15 protein-coding genes are annotated in these 17,444 nt (G+C 44.3%); all 15 read right to left on the reverse strand.

The window, feature by feature from the left end; translation table 11 throughout:
* Nucleotides 1-18: 18 nt before the first annotated feature.
* The 15 genes from HMPREF0833_RS05850 to HMPREF0833_RS05925 all read right to left on the reverse strand — a co-directional run bounded on the left by HMPREF0833_RS05850 (nucleotide 19) and on the right by HMPREF0833_RS05925 (nucleotide 17,175).
* A complete protein-coding gene (locus HMPREF0833_RS05850; protein WP_013904150.1) occupies nucleotides 19-1,458 on the reverse strand; it encodes a 6-phospho-beta-glucosidase in 1,440 nt (479 codons plus the stop codon).
* Between the two features lie 200 nt (nucleotides 1,459-1,658).
* Nucleotides 1,659-2,006, reverse strand: a complete 348-nt coding sequence (locus HMPREF0833_RS05855; RefSeq protein WP_003017645.1) for a VOC family protein — start codon at nucleotides 2,004-2,006, stop codon at nucleotides 1,659-1,661.
* Nucleotides 2,007-2,116: 110 nt separating this feature from the next.
* A complete protein-coding gene (spxB, locus tag HMPREF0833_RS05860) occupies nucleotides 2,117-3,892 on the reverse strand; it encodes a pyruvate oxidase (RefSeq protein WP_013904151.1) in 1,776 nt (591 codons plus the stop codon).
* A gap of 522 nt (nucleotides 3,893-4,414) precedes the next feature.
* Entirely contained in the window at nucleotides 4,415-6,637 is a 2,223-nt protein-coding gene (locus HMPREF0833_RS05865; RefSeq protein ID WP_041818365.1) for a heavy metal translocating P-type ATPase, read from the reverse strand.
* 10 nt (nucleotides 6,638-6,647) lie between these two features.
* On the reverse strand, nucleotides 6,648-7,019 hold the full coding sequence (locus HMPREF0833_RS05870; protein WP_013904153.1) for a cupredoxin domain-containing protein: 372 nt from the start codon (nucleotides 7,017-7,019) through the stop codon (nucleotides 6,648-6,650).
* Nucleotides 7,020-7,037: 18 nt separating this feature from the next.
* The gene (locus HMPREF0833_RS05875) at nucleotides 7,038-7,433 is read right to left on the reverse strand and encodes a CopY/TcrY family copper transport repressor (RefSeq protein ID WP_003015985.1); all 396 of its coding nucleotides are present in this window, start codon (nucleotides 7,431-7,433) and stop codon (nucleotides 7,038-7,040) included.
* Between the two features lie 424 nt (nucleotides 7,434-7,857).
* On the reverse strand, nucleotides 7,858-8,490 hold the full coding sequence (locus HMPREF0833_RS05880; protein ID WP_013904154.1) for an SGNH/GDSL hydrolase family protein: 633 nt from the start codon (nucleotides 8,488-8,490) through the stop codon (nucleotides 7,858-7,860).
* The gene (locus HMPREF0833_RS05885; protein ID WP_041818366.1) at nucleotides 8,491-9,339 is read right to left on the reverse strand and encodes an HAD family hydrolase; all 849 of its coding nucleotides are present in this window, start codon (nucleotides 9,337-9,339) and stop codon (nucleotides 8,491-8,493) included.
* 136 nt (nucleotides 9,340-9,475) lie between these two features.
* Nucleotides 9,476-10,054, reverse strand: coding sequence for an HD domain-containing protein (locus HMPREF0833_RS05890; RefSeq protein WP_013904156.1), 579 nt, complete (start codon nucleotides 10,052-10,054; stop codon nucleotides 9,476-9,478).
* 309 nt (nucleotides 10,055-10,363) lie between these two features.
* On the reverse strand, nucleotides 10,364-11,080 hold the full coding sequence (locus HMPREF0833_RS05895) for a DUF554 domain-containing protein (protein ID WP_013904157.1): 717 nt from the start codon (nucleotides 11,078-11,080) through the stop codon (nucleotides 10,364-10,366).
* Nucleotides 11,081-11,102: 22 nt separating this feature from the next.
* Nucleotides 11,103-12,767 carry a MutS-related protein gene (locus HMPREF0833_RS05900; RefSeq protein ID WP_013904158.1) on the reverse strand — a complete coding sequence of 555 codons (1,665 nt, stop codon included), beginning with the start codon at nucleotides 12,765-12,767 and terminating at the stop codon, nucleotides 11,103-11,105.
* Between the two features lie 3 nt (nucleotides 12,768-12,770).
* Entirely contained in the window at nucleotides 12,771-14,114 is a 1,344-nt protein-coding gene (locus HMPREF0833_RS05905) for a CapA family protein (RefSeq protein ID WP_041818367.1), read from the reverse strand.
* A 430-nt stretch (nucleotides 14,115-14,544) separates the two neighbouring features.
* Nucleotides 14,545-15,480, reverse strand: a complete 936-nt coding sequence (gene msrB / locus HMPREF0833_RS05910; RefSeq protein WP_041818368.1) for a peptide-methionine (R)-S-oxide reductase MsrB — start codon at nucleotides 15,478-15,480, stop codon at nucleotides 14,545-14,547.
* Between the two features lie 279 nt (nucleotides 15,481-15,759).
* A complete protein-coding gene (locus HMPREF0833_RS05920; RefSeq protein WP_013904163.1) occupies nucleotides 15,760-16,116 on the reverse strand; it encodes a hypothetical protein in 357 nt (118 codons plus the stop codon).
* 123 nt (nucleotides 16,117-16,239) lie between these two features.
* The gene (locus HMPREF0833_RS05925; RefSeq protein ID WP_003016837.1) at nucleotides 16,240-17,175 is read right to left on the reverse strand and encodes a dihydroorotate oxidase; all 936 of its coding nucleotides are present in this window, start codon (nucleotides 17,173-17,175) and stop codon (nucleotides 16,240-16,242) included.
* Nucleotides 17,176-17,444: the final 269 nt, after the last annotated feature.

A 17,444-nucleotide genomic window follows, 5' to 3' on the forward strand; every position in this document is an offset into this window, starting at 1 on the left:
TCTTGATCGAGTGCTCATTTAATTGACAGAAGCCCCATTTGTCGCAATGACTTCTTTGTACCAATAGAAGGATTTCTTACGTGAGCGGGCCAAGCTTCCCTTGCCTTCGTTGTCCCGGTCGACATAGATAAAGCCGTAGCGTTTCTTCATTTCTCCTGTCCCGGCAGAGACCAGGTCAATACAGCCCCAAGTCGTATAACCCCAGAGGACAACGCCATCTTCGTTGATGGCCTCCCGCATGGCCTTGACATGGGCTGCGAGGTAATCAATCCGATAGTCATCCTCAATCTCCCTGGCTTCATTTGGGGTATCAACGGCACCTAGTCCATTTTCTACAATAAACATGGGTTTTTGATAACGATCCCAGATGGTGTTCAGCGTAATGCGGAGACCAAGAGGGTCAATCTGCCAACCCCATTCTGAGCTTTCTAGGTAGGGATTCTTCAGAGAGGCAAAGATATTGCCCGCTGTTTTCTCCCTTTCAGCTGGATCCCCTGAAGCGACCCGACTAGCATAGTAGGAGAAGGAAATAAAGTCCACTGTATGGTCTTTCAACAATTGCAGGTCCTGCTCCGTCATCTCAACCGTGATTCCCTGACGCTCCCACTCTTTCTTGGCATAGTTAGGGTATTCCCCACGCGCCTGCACATCGATGAAGAAATAGTTTTTGCGGTCTTCTTCTAGACCAGCCCAGACATCTCGTGGAGCACAGGTATGCGGATAGTTTTGCCCTGCTGCAAGCATACAGCCGACCTTATTGTTAGGATCAATCTCATGGGCTAGCTTGGTAGCAATGGCTGAAGCAACCAATTCATGGTGAGCTGCCTGGTATTTGACTTGCTCCTCATTCTCCCCTTCTTCAAAGCAGAGACCTGCTCCCATAAAAGGCGCATGGAGGATCATATTGATCTCATTAAAGGTCAGCCAGTATTTGACCAAGCCCTTGTAGCGAGTGAAGAGGGTCCGGCAGAGTCGTTCATAACATTCCAACATCTTACGACTACGCCAACCTCCATACTCGGTAATCAAATGCATGGGACAGTCAAAGTGGGTAATGGTCACCAAGGGTTCAATGCCATACTTATGGCACTCCTTAAAGAGGTCTTCATAGAACTGTAGGCCTGCCTCATTCGGCTCTAGTTCATCTCCTTTAGGGAAGATCCGAGACCAGGCAATGGACAAACGATAGGTTTTAAAGCCCATTTCCCCAAAGAGAGCAATGTCTTCCTTGTAGCGATGGTACATATCAATGCCATCCTTAGCTGGATAAAAATAGCCCTCTTCAAAGTCGAACATCTTTTTCTGACCCGTAATAATGGCGTGACGATCAGGCCCAATCGGCACCACATCCACATTGGCCAAGCCACGGCCATCTTCATTATATGCTCCCTCACACTGGTTAGCAGCCGTCGCACCACCCCAAAGGAAACCATCTGGAAATTGAAGTTTGTCGGTCATCTCTCTACCTCACTTGATTTGATAGTTCTATTATACCCTTCTCTTTCCAAAAAATCCTACAAGATCCTATGAAAAACTGATACTATTCTAAGGTAACTCCTACACTTGGGAACATAAAAAGACCGGATAACTCCGATCTTTTTAAGTTCCACTCCAAGAACGTTTAAATTTTTTGATGAAAAATTTGATAATAGAATTACCTACTTCATACGATAAAAATCAAGCACTAGTCCGGAAGGGCCTTCAACTAACAGGCTTTCGGTTCCCCAATCGGTTACAACTGGGCCGTTTAAAACCTGGATACCAAGCTCTTTCAACCGTTTGTAGTTCTGGTCTACATCCTCAACCTCGATATGAAGAATGATTCCTGACTGAAAATTTTCCAAAGGAATCAAATGATTTTGAGACAACATGAGACAGTGACTGCCAATCGTGAACTGAGCAAAACTATCATCAACATAATCAGCCTTTTTATCCAAAATACGCTCCAAGCTAGCACAAACTTGGGTAACATCTGAAACGATAATATCTAATTGATTTAAATTCATTTCTTATCCTCCACAAAAAGACCGGATGGCTCCGATCTTTTCAAGTTTCTCTCTATGAAAATCAATGAATAAAATTTACAAACTTTACATTTGATTTTCGACGAGAAGAATTATTTGATTGCGCGTGATTGCAACCCTTCTTCTTCCAAGAAGAGGCGGAATGGTACGAGTTCTTCTGCTTCGTATTTTTCCTTGAAGGCTTTGATAGCTTCTTCTGAGTGCTGTTTTGGATCCAACTCAAGAACTTCTACTGGAAGCGGACGGTGTTGCGTGATACGAGCATCAATCACAACTGTCTTACCTTCTTTGTTGAGTTTCACAGCTTCTGCAACGACTGCATCGATATCTTCAATACGGTTTACTGTGAATCCAACAGCTCCTTGTGCTTCTGCAATTTTCGCGTAGTCAGCGTTAGGGAAGTCAACACCAAACAAGTGTTTGTTTGTGTCTTCGTATTTGTTCTTGATGAAGGCATACTCAGCATTTGAGAAGACCACGTTGATGACTGGAAGGTTGTATTGAACGTTAGTAATCACGTCTGGGTAGCACATATTGAAGGCTCCATCACCCATGATGTTCCATACTTGGCGATCTGGATTGTCTTTCTTAGCAGCGATACCACCAGGAAGGGCGATCCCCATCGTCGCAAAGAGTGGAGATGTCCGCCACATGTTCTTCGGTGTCATGTGAAGGTGACGAGTTGATGTTTGAGTTGAGTTACCGACATCGATTGAGTAGATTGCATCCTCATCAGCGTATTTGTTAATAGCGTTGTAAACTTGGTACAATTGAAGCGCACCCTCAGTTTTACCTTCGAGTTTGTTCATGTAGTCGCGCCAGTTTTGGTTGTTCTTCACGTTAGCACGCCACCATGGAGTAGACTCAACTGGGTTTACTTTATCAAGGATTGCTTTGGCTGCTTGACCTGCATCTCCAAGGATAGAAGCGTCAAGGGCATGGCGTTTACCAAGTTTGTAAGGGTCGATATCCACTTGGATGAATTTTTCAGTGTTCTTGAAGGCTTCGTAAACTTCAGCAAATGGAAAGTTTGAACCAAGGAAAAGAACAGTATCTGCTTCGAAAACCACTTCGTTGGCTGGTTTCCAACCAACACGGTAAGCAGAACCTGTCAATCCTTCATAGTTCCATTCGAAGGCTTCAAAGTTTTTACCAGTTGTGATGATTGGTGCTTTGATCTTGCGTGATAATTCAGTGATGACATCACCCGCACCAACTCCACCGAAACCAGCGTAGATCACTGGACGTTCCGCATTGTTCAAGATTTCAACTGCTTTGTCAATTTCAACTTCGTTCAAGGCAGGAGCGATAAAGTGACGTTCATAAGAACCTGATCCGTAGTATGAGTTTTCGTCGATTTCTTGGAAGCCAAAGTTTACTGGAATTTCAACAACGGCTGGACCTTTTTTAGAAACGGCAGCACGGCAAGCTTCGTCGATTACTTTTGGCAATTGTTCTGCGTAAGCTACACGTTTGTTGTATACAGCGATACCGTTGTACATTGGGTTTTGGTTAAGCTCTTGGAAGGCATCCATGTTCAGCTCGTTGTTTGGACGTGATCCAAGAATGGCAAGGAATGGAGTGTTATCCATCGCTGCATCGTAAACACCGTTGATCAAGTGAGTCGCACCAGGTCCACCTGAACCAACTGCAACCCCGATAGAGCCACCAAATTTAGCTTGCATAACTGCTGCAAGAGCACCAGTTTCTTCGTGGCGAACTTGCAAGAAACGGATATCTTTGTCTTCAGCCAAAGCGTCCATGAGTGAGCTAAGTGTTCCAGATGGGATACCGTAGATCGTATCTACACCCCATGTTTTCAATACGTTAAGCATTGCTGCAGATGCAGTAATTTTTCCTTGAGTCATTTTAACTCTCCTTTATAATCTATTTCGATCCTTTAAAAATGCAGCATAGCGCTTCTACTTCATCTTTGCGATCATCTCGCCTTGAAAATGAGTTTTTTCAGACTTTTCTAATGAAAACGATTTACAAAACGATTACAGTATTAATTTATCACAAAGAGATTCACATGTATAAAGATCTGCTCAAAGATGCTCAATCCCTATTCCATAACAGATGACTATTTTGAGAAAATTTCACAAACTATCCTACAATAGGATTTTATGCTATATTTTGTTACCTGATTTTTTCCCTTAGAGCTGTAAGAAAAGATAAAAAAGAGAGTGGGACAGAAATCGGTAATTCGTTAGAATTCGATTTCTGTCCCACTCTCTTTTCTCACGGCGGAAAGTTTTTGGTATTTCTTGATTCAATCTAAAAATTGAAACTCATTTGTCTTTCTTCGTTGAATCACTTAACTTATATTACTTAAAAAAGTTATTCTACATTCTAAGCGATACTGCATGCTATACCACTTCTTATTTTCATTAATCAATCTTCGCGACATTGAGGAGTAGCGAGCTGGTCAAAACAGACAAAGAACTAAGGGCCATAGCAAGACCTGCTAGTTCTGGATTGAGGGTCAATCCCAGTCCTACAAAGACTCCAGCAGCAATTGGAATCCCAAGGATATTGTAGATAGAGGCCCAGAAGAGATTGAGTAAGATCCGACGGAAGGTCTTTTGACTCATGTCAAAGGCGCGCACAACGCCAAGTAAATCATTTTGCGTGAGCACGATACCTCCAGACTCGATCGCAATATCCGTACCCGATCCCATAGCAATCCCAACATCTGCAATCGAAAGAGCAGGAGCATCATTGATCCCATCTCCAACAAAGGCGACCTTACTAGCTTCTTGCAGTTTTTGGATGGCGCTAGCTTTTTCTTGAGGAAGGACATCAGCAATGACGGTGTCAATTCCCACTTGCTTAGCAATAGCTTGGGCCACCCGTTCATTATCCCCCGTTAACATGACCGTTTTCAAGCCCCGTTCTTTGAGCTTTTTGATCGCTTCTTTTGAGCTAGCCTTCGGAGCATCTTGAATGGCAATCAAGCCAATCACTTGCCCATCCACAGACAAACTGATCACTGTTTTGGCCTGCTCTTGCAAGTCTACCATCCGTTTTTCAAGCTCCGGATCCATCGCTGTCCCGTCATGAAGTTTGCCATTTCCCAAGGTCACCAACTGCTGGTCGATCTGACCTTGGACCCCTTTTCCTTCAATCGCTTGGAAGTTTTCCACAGGGGATAGCACCAAACCTTTTTCTTCTGCTTGGGATAACACCGCTTGGGCTAGTGGATGTTCTGAAAAAGTTTCAAGACTAGCAGCCAGTGTCAAGACACGCGCTTCATCTCCTACCACATCGGTTACGAGCGGTTGGCCAATGGTGATGGTCCCTGTCTTATCAAACACAACGGTTTGAATCTTTTGCACTTCTTGAAGAACTGTTCCATTTTTAATCAGAACCCCCATCTTGGCACTACGGCCGGTTCCGACCATGAGGGCTGTTGGGGTTGCTAAACCAAGGGCACAAGGACAGGCAATAATGAGGACAGAGACTGCGTAGAGCATGGCCTCTTGAAGCGACGCACCCAGAAGCACGGACCAAACCCAGAAAGTCGCAATGGCCAAAATCGTCACCACTGGAACAAAGATACCTGAAATCTTATCCGTCAAATCTTGAATAGGAGCACGACTGGATTGGGCCATTTTGACAAAGTCCACAATTTGAGATAAGAGGGTCTCACTACCGACTTTTTCAGCCTTAAAGAGAATGGTCCCATTGCTGTTGATAGTGGAGCCGATAACTGCATCACCAACTGATTTTTCCACAGGCAAGCTTTCACCTGTCACCATCGACTCATCAATGGTCGTACTTCCTTCTACAATCGTCCCATCAACCGCAATCTTTTCCCCAGGACGGACCCGAATCAAGTCATCAATTTGGATATCTTCTGCCGCCACCTCGACATAGTTCCCATCACGGAGAACTTGAGCCGTTTTTGCCTGCAAATCCAACAACTTTTCCACGGCCTCGGAGGCATTGTTACGCATCCGTTCTTCAAAGATTTGCCCTAAGAGGATAAAGAAGATGATAAAACCCGCAGCCTCAAAGTATACTGGCTGACCAGTAAAAAGGGCAAATACACTATAGACATAGGCTACCAGGGTTCCAAGAGCTACCAAGGTATCCATATTGGAATGGTGCTTCTTAAATGAGGCCCAGGCACTCTTGATAAAAGGAACTCCTGCTACCAACATGATCGGCGTTGTCGCTAGAAAAGTCCCCCAGCGACTGACTGGATGGGATACAAAGCCTGCCATCATCCCGATCATCAAGATCAATAAGGGAAGAGTAAAGATACTAGTAATCCAAAAGCGACCCAGTAAACTCAAGACACGACGGCGTTTTTCCACAACCGTGTAGGAACCCTTTTGCATCTTCATTCCACATGAAAACTCAAAGTCCCCTGTTTCTGTCGGGGTAAAGGAAATGACCTTATCCACACCGACTTCCAAAGGCTCTAAAATCCCCTGATCTTCAAACAAAATCTCCTTGTAACAGCCGGAAGGATTGACCCGATGGAAGGTGATTTCAGCAGGAATCCCTTTTTGGAGTTGAAATTCTTTGGGACTATAGCCCTTTTCTGCTGTAATACGGATCTTTTGCACTCCGTTTTCCACAACTGCTTTTTGTTTTTCTGCCATACCTACTCCTTTATTCCACAATCATGTGACCATGCATCATATTCATACCACATGAATACCCATATTCGCCCGCTTTTTCTGGCGTAATTTCAATGACATGTTTTTCACCCAAAGGCAAATCTTCATGCACCCCAAAGTCTGGAAAGACCACTTGGTCAAGACATGAAGAGGGATCCTTGCGGTTAAAGATGATCCGGGCTGGAACATTCTTTTTCAGAACGATGGTTTCAGGCGAATAGCCCCCCATGACTTCGACTTCAATTTCTTGATAACCTGATTTTTGACGAGCGTGGTCACTCATCTTTTCATGTTCTGCAAAGAACCACCAAGCAATAAAGACAACCACAAGTATACAAACAATACTAATCACCAATCCAAACATGAAATTTCCTTCTTTCTATTACATACAATTGCAAGGGACTATTTCGACAGCCTCTGCTTTCTTTTCTTCAAGGACCTGCTGCAGCTGATTAAGATCTGCTAGCGTAAAGTCACTCGCCTGAATCACGTTTTCAAGCACCTGAACAATCCTTTTTGAACAAACCTTGTCCTTCACATCCTCAACGACCAAGTCTAAACTCTGGTCCTGCGTCAACAGAGCCGAGTAGACAAAGGCTTTGCCTGCTTTTTCTCTAGTCAGACACCCCTTTTCCACTAAGCGCGTCAAGAGGGTCTTGATCGTCGACTTCGACCAATCAAAGCGCTCGGACAAGACTGCGATCAAATCCGTGCTGGTCTGCTTGCCTTCCATCCAGATAATCTTCATGATGCGCCATTCCGCATTGGAAATTTGCATAGCCTCTCCTTTCAAAATCTACATTTGTAAATCTTATAATGCTATTCTACTCCTAAGATTTACATTTGTCAACCTTAAAAAATAAAAAAATTTCCTCTTGGAAATAGGGGAAGGTAGACAATCTGTTTTTACAAAAAATCATCTAAAGAGCTCTAAAAATAAATAGAAAAAATTTCAATTATAAGAACCATCAAAGCATCTATTGAAACTTTCCGCTGTGAGAAAAGTGCCTGAAACAATTATGTTTCAGGCACACGGGAGTTTTGGAACCTTAGGTCCAAAACTAAGTCATGGAACTTCTACGAAGTTCGCTGACGTCCGTAACTCACCTAAGGAAAGTTTCTAAGAGGACTTTATCTTCAATCTGAAAGCTTCCTTTGAAGATTTGTCTGATTGGGCTTTTTTTCGCTCCCTATTTTTGTCTCTATAACGTCTCCTGCAGAGCTTGAGCTAGGATGCGGTAACCAGCCACACTTAAATGAAGGCCATCTGTCGTATAGGCTTCTGCCAACTGCCCCTCTTCATCCAATAAAGACGAATACACATCGACATAGCTGACCTGGTGGTAGGCCTGGGCCAATTCTTGATAGGCCTGGTTGAGGGCTTGAATTTTTTCATTGGTCCGGATATAGACTTTTTGTTTGTAGCGCTCTCCTTGACTGACTGGTAGAACCGAGATCAGGTTGATGTTCGTCAGTGGAAAGTCACGCATGATCGCTTGTAAGACTGCTTCTACATTATCTAAGGTATCCTTTTGAGGAATTTCTTTTCCGATATCATTGGTCCCAATCAAAAGAAAGATCTGATCCACCGCCGTTCCAAAGACATGGGCGTCTAGATGCTCACGAAGGAGAACCGTCTTATAGCCTCGCACTCCTCGATTGACCATGTGCTTGGGACTTTGTAATAGTTCATGAATGGGAAAATACTCTACGATGGAGTCTCCGATAAAGATCAAACCAGGCTCCTTCAGAGGGTCTTGATTGAGTTCCCGATAGGTTGTTATGATTTTTTCCTGCTCCTTTAAGAGCCAGTCTTCTAACAGTTGTACTGCCATCTAATTCTTTCCTTTCACTTGTTCCCAGGGGGTCAATCCTAGATACTCTTCGATCACCTGGTAGACACCACCTTCTTGATGGCTCGGCGCTAAGTGTTTGGCAACAGCCTTGACAGCTTCTTCTGCATTGGCCACAGCATAGGAGTGAGTAGCCATTTCAAGCATTTCGATGTCGTTTCCGCTATCCCCAAAGGCCATGACCTGGCTAGCATTAAGCTGCCACATTTCCATTAATTGAGCCAATCCCCAAGCCTTGTGAATGCCTGCTTGTAAGAGATCCATGCTGCCAAAACCGCTCGAAACCGCCATGAGCTGATCTCCAAAAGCCCGCTGGACTTCTTGGCTCACTTGATCGAGACGATCCAAGCCAACCACCAAGCTCATTTTAAGCACCTGATCAAATAGATCTGCTGTCAATTCCGGAACAAACTTCATCCGCTTGTACAAGGCTTCAATCACTTCCGGCTGCATGAATTTCTCAACTTCTGTAAAGACCGTGCCTTCCTTGACAAAGCCACCATTGACAGCTGAGACAACCAGCTGGTCTGAAATTTCTCGCCCCTTAAAATAAGCAAGAACCGCCTCTACAAGTTCTCGATCCCAGAATTTTCCTAGAATCATCTGGTCATCCTCAAAAATCCGAGCTCCATTGGCTACGACCAGAGTCACCCGTTTGACCAAAGGACCCAAGAGCTGGCGCATGCGATGAATTTCATTTCCCGTCGCAATGACAAAGCGAATCCCTTTTTGATCCAAGTGGTCCAACAGCCTTTCCAGACGCGGAAGATCCACCTCTCCTCGCTCATCTAATAAGGTCCCATCCATATCTGTTGCAATCAACTTAATCATACAATCTAACCTTTTCCCTTTCAAAGGGTGTAAATTATCTGGTTCCATTATACCACAGATCAAGCAAGTCAAAACTGCCCGTGAAAACAGGTGGCTTCCTCTTGGGCTGAAAGTTGTTACTGATGGCCAAAGGATCTTATAAATATAAGCCCTTTTCTACACTTTCCTGAACCAACTCTTCCGTCAGTTTCCATAACACTTTGGATTCACTTTTTATAAATTTTTTCTTTTCTAATACCATCTCTGAACGGATATGATCGGGATTATAATCGACCTCTGACACTTCCAAGTGATTGATCAGTGGTACCAATGCATCAATCACTCTTGCATATCTTGCCTCGGCACTCTGTCCTTTTTCAAACTCCAACCACGAATTTTTCATATTCACATATGTTGCTTCTGGAAGGAGGCTCATTGTTTTTTCTATAGATGCTAGCTCTCTATCATGAGCATGAAGCTTTTTTTCATCATCAAACACCCAAGTATCTCCAGCATAAATCTCACCTAAATCATGGATCAGTAACAGAGACATGACCTTTTCCATATTCAATTTTTCAGGATAATAATCTTGCAGAACCATCGCAGCGATCGCACCCTGCCAAGAATGCTCGGCACTATTTTCAAACCGTCCATCAAGAGTTCTATTAAACCTTGTTACTGACTTTAATTTCTCGATTTCTTTAATAAATTCAACTGTCTGATTCAAATCACTCATGACGACTCCAACCTCCCTATTCGAAATTACGACTATCATACCAAAAATCAGGTTTTCCATAAATGAATTCCCGTATTTGCAAAAGAAAAGGAAAATAATTCAGATTGGATACAAAATCATCTTAGAAACTTTCCGTTGTGAGAAAAGTGCCTGAAACAATAACGTTTCAGGCACTCGGAATTATTGAGACCTTAGGCTCAATAATTAGTCATGGAACTTCTTAGAAGTTCGCTGACGTCGTACTCACCTAAGGAAAGTTTTTAATATGACTTTGTCTTAAATCTGAAACTACTGCTTAGCTTCTATTTTTCACCCAACAAAGGCCCAAATAATGGCAATCAGCACTGCCGGAAGGAGATTGGCGACCTTGATTCGTTTGCCCCAAATGAGGTTGATCCCTACACAGAGAATGAGGCTGGAGCCAACTAGGGACAGATTCGAAAGGGCTTGTGGAGTCATGATCGGTGCGATCAAATTGGCCAACAGCGTGATCAAACCTTGAAGGATCACAAGTGGTACCACTGCAAAGATCGCTCCCTTTCCTTTTGAAACGGTCAAGACCAAAACGATAACCATATCGAGAATAGCCTTGGCCAACAAGGTCGAGGTGTCGCCTGTCAGGCCATCCTGGACGGCTCCGACCACCGCCATAGCCCCAATACAAATGGTCAAGGCCGTGGTCATAAAGGCATCAACAAAGCTGGTATCGCCTTGGTTGCCCGTCTTTTCCTTCAGCCAGGTTCCCAAGCGCTCAAAGCCTTCCTCAATCTTCAAGAGTTCCCCGATAACGGTCCCGATCACTAGACTCAGAATCAACATCATACTGCCGTGACTTTCTACATGACTTCCATGCACCACCAGCATCTTTTCCAAGGTCCCTGCGATGCCCAAGACAAAAACAGCAACTCCTGTCACTTTCAGAAGGGTCTCATGAAAATCTTCTGACAAACGTTGACCGATGAGCAATCCTAAAAGCCCACCAAATACGACCCCTAAGGCATTATAGAAGGTCCCCAAACCGATCATTTACAAACTCCTTCGTTCATTTTTATTCTTTTTCAATTTCTTTCAAAGACCAGTGCCCCGTCTCTTCATACTGGTCAATCAAGTCCTTGGCTGTTTGCGTAATCTCCTCTGGATAATGCAGGCTTTCTAGTGTATTGACCGCATTCTTGGTCACGGCTGACCCTGGCTTGATCTGGTAGTCAAAGACGATCTTGCCATCCACATAGCGACTGTCAAAATGGTAATTATCATTGACTTCACCGGAGGCCGCGACCAGCTCAATATCATGGCTGGAAATCATGTAGAGACAGTTTTGGGCAGCCAACCAGCGGACAATTCCAAGGCCTGATCCGATCCGCTCGATGGTATTGGTCCCCTTAAAGAGCTCGTCAATAAAGAAATAGTGAAAACCAGGCTCGTTCAAATGCTGAATCATACGCAAAATAGCTTTACTTTCAGTGATAAAGTAGCTATCTCCAACTTCAATATCATCGCTTACATCCATAGCCGTTAGGACATGACCGTAAGGCAGGGCCAAGCTTTCTCCATAGGCAAAGCCCAGCCCTTGAGCCAGAATAGCATTGATAGCGACGGTCTTCAAATAGGTCGATTTCCCAGACGCATTGTCCCCACTGATGACCATATTTTTTTGAAAATGCACATCATTTGCAATCGGATTGGACAGCAAGGGATGATAGAGCGTCTCACCTTCAATTCCACCCGTCTCTGTAAAGACTGGCTGACAGACCACTTCTAGATCCCGCTTATGGCGCAAGAGACTAATAGCAACTTCCATCTCCCCTAGCAGATCCAGAAGCTTCTGGGCCTCTTTTTGATGAGCTTTCACCTGATTGTAAATATAAACCTGAGCGATCTGCGGGAGTAAAAAGAGGACATTGAGGTAGAGGAGAATAATTTCCATCTCAGAGGTCCCCGTTGGACTCTGCAAAACACTGGCAAGGATCCGCGTTTTCTTAAAGGGTTTGACTGCCTGCTTGAGCTCTTCTTGTTGTGGCAAGGCTAGATGGCTCAAGCGTTCTGCCGAAGCAAAGATGCGGACCAGATAACTAACATTGTCCAGACGGATTTTATTGGACCAATTGCGCAAACTTGAAAAGACGATATTAAAGACCACACTGATCACCAAGAGGGTAATCGCCCCAACTGGCTCAAAGGGAATGGCAAAGAGACAGAGGATTGGAAGACAGGCCAAGGCTATATAGAGGGGCAAACCTGCATAATGCTTGCCAGGATTTGCGACAATGCTACGCGCCATGTTGTGGTTCTTCTTGCCCAGTTGGTTGAAAATGACCTGGACCTTGAGGCGCAAATCAGGATGCTCTTCAAAGAAGGCTTCTAAGTCATGAAGCTGGTCCTGAGGCTGGAATTCCAGCAGGCGCATTTTTTGATAGAGAGCTTCTGCTCCAAGGCTCGATTGGGTATAGTTGAGCTGATCAAAAACCGCATCCAAAGCCAAATCATGCCAAGTCTGATCATCCACTTGGCTATCGATCGTCCTTCCCTTAGCTGGATAAGCCAGACTGTCTATCAAACTTTCTTCTGTGTCTTTCTTGCGAAAGAAAGGCGCTCCATCCCAAGCTTTTTTCAGCTTTTGCTTGAGGCGGATAGCCGTCAGAAATTTGGTTGCCCAAATTACCACCATCAATCCTAGAATCCCAAGCGGAATCCAGTTCACATTTCCTTCCATGTTCTATTCCTTTCCACTCTGAGGCCAGTCCAAGTGAACATGTTCCTTCATTTCTCGGTAAGCCGCGTCCACTCTCTCCTTGGTCTCCTCATCTAGCTTGTCGCGGTATTTGCCACCTTGAATAAAATCTTCCAAAATATAGGTCTGGTACTTGTACAACTCATAGCCTTCAGGAGAATAGGTCCCCTTCGGAGTTCGACTAACCCAGGTTGGATGAGCAGTAGCTGTCTTAATCTTTGTCTTGCGGCCGACCTTTTCGATGGTCACATCCATCAAGACTCCTCGCTCTGTCCACTGGGCAGTCTCCACGTCTCCCATGGTTTCCAGACGCTGATTAGAAAGGAAATTCCCCATCGAGTAGATGATGAGCTTGTTTTGACCATCTTTATTGACCACTTCAGCAGGCTCTACAACATGGGGATGCCCGCCAAAGACAATATCAGCTCCCCATGAAATCATCTTATGGTAGAGCTCTTTTTGCTCTTCTGTCGGCTCCAACTGGTACTCGATTCCCATCTGGGGCATGACAATAGTAATATCGGCCTCTTGCTCTGCCTTTTGGATCTCCGCCTTCATCCGCTCTTCATCCAGATCAGACAAGACATCTGCTTGCTCTTCTGGAGTAAGGGTCGTTTCCATTCCATTAAATCCATAAGCGTAGGCTAGAATGGCAATCTTGATGCCATTCACTTCCTTGATCACCAAGGGGGCCTGGCCTCTCTTTTTATGCGTGTAGACACCGACAGGTGTGATACCTGCATCTTCAAAGGCCTTGGCTGTCGAATAGACCCCTTCTAGACCTGAATCCAGGATGTGGTTGTGTCCCAAATCCATGACATCATAACCAGCATCCTTGATGGCTGGTACGACTTCGCTCGGCGCATTAAAGAGGGGGTAACCTGACAAATAGTAATTCGGGTTAATAGTTCCTTCAAAATCACCCAAGGCTAGATCCGCTTTTTGTAGCCAGGGTTTGACATACTCATAATTTTCATGAAAATCATAGCTCCCATCTTCTTTTTGCGCGCTCATATAGACCAAATCATGGTAGAGCTGGTCTCCATTGGCCATGATCCGAGCTGTATGAGGAATCTGATCAGCCGGTGTTTTTGCCTTGTACACTACTTCTGGCCGTTCAGTTGCGGTGATCGGAAAACCTTGGAACTTTTGTACCCACAAGATGGCATTGGCCACGATGAAAACAACAGACAAGAGCACATAGACAAACTGTTCATTGGTCAGATAAATCTTTGAAAAGAGACGATCAAAAGCCCAGTCAAAGGCTGCCGATAGCTCTTTTCCTATTGTTTTGATGGTCCCTTTCACACTCTCCCACTTCTCTAACATTCCTACCTCTTCTTCGTACCTAGTTTCTCCAATGATCCACCAACAGATTGAGCTGTCATTGAAATACTTTCTCTTCATTGTATCACAATTTTTAAGAAGAGAAAAAAGAGAGCAGGACAGAAGCGCCATTGTTTAGAAACGCTTCATCGTCCTGCTCTTGCACAGTTGATTGATTCATATAAATGGTCGCAAATCACTTCTTATCGTTTGATTTGGACAAGCTAATCGCAACCATGACAAGACTTAGGAAAAAGCCGAAAGCAACCCTTTTGTCGTCCGATTCATAAAAGGTTGATGAAATACAAAATGATTATAGGCAGTAAATCCTAATCCAATTAGAGTCACCATAGCTGAAAGCGCAAAAACTATTCGCCATAAATTTCTATTTTTCATCATAAACTCCGTTTTTTGATCTGCGAGAAAGCCCCTCTTATTTCAAAGCTTTTAACAAATAACCATAGCCTTCTTGCTCCATTTCCTCTTTTGGAATAAAGCGCAGAGAGGCCGAATTGATACAATAGCGAAGACCTCCTTGGTCTTTTGGTCCATCGGTGAAGACATGGCCGAGATGGGCATTGCCTGAGCGGGAACGAACTTCGATCCGCTCCATCCCGTGGCTATGATCTTGGTAATAGTGGACAACATCTTTGGCAATGGGACGAGAGAAACTTGGCCATCCACAGCCAGAAGCAAACTTATCCTTGGCAAAAAAGAGAGGTTCCCCCGTCGTAATATCCACATAAATCCCCTCTTCAAAGGTCAGATCATAGGCATTGTGGAAAGGACGTTCTGTCGCGCTTTCTTGAGTGACTTGGTACTGCTCTGCTGTCAGTTTCGCCTTTAGGATTTCTTGATCTGGCTTCTGATAAGCTGCTGGATCAATCAAGGGCTGCTCAGCATCTGTCACATCGATATGGCAATAGCCTCCAGGATTCTTCTTGAGGTAGTCTTGGTGGTAGTCCTCAGCTAGGATGTAGTGGCGCAAAGGTTCTAGTTCAACCGCTATTTTGTTGCCCAGTTGCTTCTCTTCTTCCGCAAACACTTGGGCGATCACCTCACGGTCTGCCTCGTCTGTATAATAGACACCGGTCCGGTACTGGCGTCCTCGATCATTTCCTTGCTTGTTAATGGACAAGGGATCGATCACCCGGAAATAGTAGAGCAGAATCGCTCGTAGGGTGATTTTATCTGGATCGTAAATGACCTGAACGGTCTCTGCATGATCCGTTTCCTTGATCAGTTGGTAATTGGTCGTTTCTACCTGGCCATTGGCATAGCCCACCGTCGTCTCTTCTACACCCGGGATCCGTGAAAAATATTCCTCTAAGCCCCAAAAACAGCCACCTGCTAGATAAATCTCTGCCATCTTTTTTCCTCGCTTCCTGCATTCCCCACAAGGAACGCTTGACATCTATTAGCTCCATCATAATCCAAGAGCCTCAGATTTTCAAGGATTCTGCATCAAAAATCCCTTCTACTATACTAGTAAAAGGGATAAAGGCATTCCCACTTATTTTTCAAATAAGAAAAAGAGCGAGTAATAAAAATTCCAAAACGATAGGGTTAACTGATGTAGAAAATCATGAAGGACTACCATGACCAACACCTCCTCTGAATATCTGTGGACAAACTCAAGGCACATCAACTACAAAACCACCGTCGGTCCATAGACCTGTAACTGAGGCTTCACAACCTCGTAATGCCAGTGATCATAAGCTCGCCAAGCTTGAAAGGCCTCTTCGTTCAAAGCTAGCCCACCCAGACCAATCAATAAACTGGCGGTCTGATAAAACTTTTCCAACTCAATCAACAGACGATTGTCAACCCGCCTAGCCTTTCGTAAACCTTTCAACATCTGATCTAGATTTTCTCGAAATCGAAGGGCATCTGGACTGGGGGTGAATCCTTTAGAAAAGGCTGTTTGAAGAAGGATGATCGTCGTCCTTGCCTCTTGAATCACGTCCCTTTCTTCCATATAAATCACCTTCCTTTTCACCTCCATTGTACACCTTTTTCTCTCTATAAAAATGGATAATTCCTAAAACTAGGAACAGAATGATCTCTCTTGATAAGAAACCATAAAAAAATCCCCAAGTTTCCACTTGAGGAAGTTCTTTTCGAAAGATTAGTCAATGTAGTGCAATTTCCCACGGAAGTCTTCCAGACTTTGGTAGCCTTTTTCTTCCATGATGGCTTTGAGCTCCGCAGTGATGCGGTCAAAAGCTCCTACTCCTTCTTTATGCAGCGTCGTTCCGATTTGCACCATACTAGCCCCACAAAGGATATGCTCAAAAGCATCCCGACCAGTCAAGACACCCCCAGTCCCCACAATCTGAATTTCTGGATTCAACCGTTGGTAAAAGGCATGGACATTGGCGAGAGCCGTTGGCTTGATGTATTCTCCACCAATCCCACCAAAGCCGTTCTTAGGACGGATCACCACGGATTCATCCTCAATGTAGAGGCCATTTCCGATCGAATTGACGCAGTTGACAAACTTGAGCGGGTATTTGTTAAAGATCGCTGCTGCTTGATCAAAATGAACGATATCAAAATAAGGTGGCAACTTGATCCCAAGAGGTTTGGTAAAGTAGGCAAAGACCTCGGACAAGATCCGATCTGTCGTATCAAAATCATAGGCAATCTGAGGTTTTCCAGGGACATTGGGACAAGATAGGTTCAACTCTGTCAAGCCTTTAAAGTCACTGTCTTGCACCTTTTTCAAGATGGTATGAGTTTCTTCAGGAGACATGCCGACGAGAGATAAGAAGAAGGTCCGATCTGGATCCGTTTCTTGCAACTCCAATAAGTAATTCAAATAATAGTCCAACCCTTGGTTAGGCAGCCCCATCGAATTGATCGAACCAAGTGGCACATCTTGGTAGCGTGGCTCTGGATTACCAGCACGGAATTCTAAGGTCGCTGTCTTGGTCACAAAGGTCCCAGCAGCTGAGTTCTTCACTTCTTCTAATTCCTCAGTGGTCATACAGGCTACACCTGCCGCATTCATCAAGCAGTTGTCAAATTCAAAACCAGCAATTTGCGTCTTTGTCGATACCATCTTGTACTCCTTTTTTGAAACACCACCAACAGAATCGTTCGGGATGCTCTCTATTTTCTTCTTTCATTATACCATCACTTGGAAGCTTCCGGACAATCAAAGCTAAAAATTCTTCCAAACATTCGGACTTTCCTAGTCGCGATAAAATTTTCAGAAAATTCAACTTTTTTCTTTACAAGCCAAAAAAAGTCTGCTATAATGATCCATGTAATAAAACATGACATTGTTTGTCAACTGTCTCAAAACCACTCCCCTAGCGGGTTTGCTGG

The sequence above is a fragment of the Streptococcus parasanguinis ATCC 15912 genome, assembly GCF_000164675.2.
In the GTDB taxonomy this organism is placed as follows: domain Bacteria; phylum Bacillota; class Bacilli; order Lactobacillales; family Streptococcaceae; genus Streptococcus; species Streptococcus parasanguinis.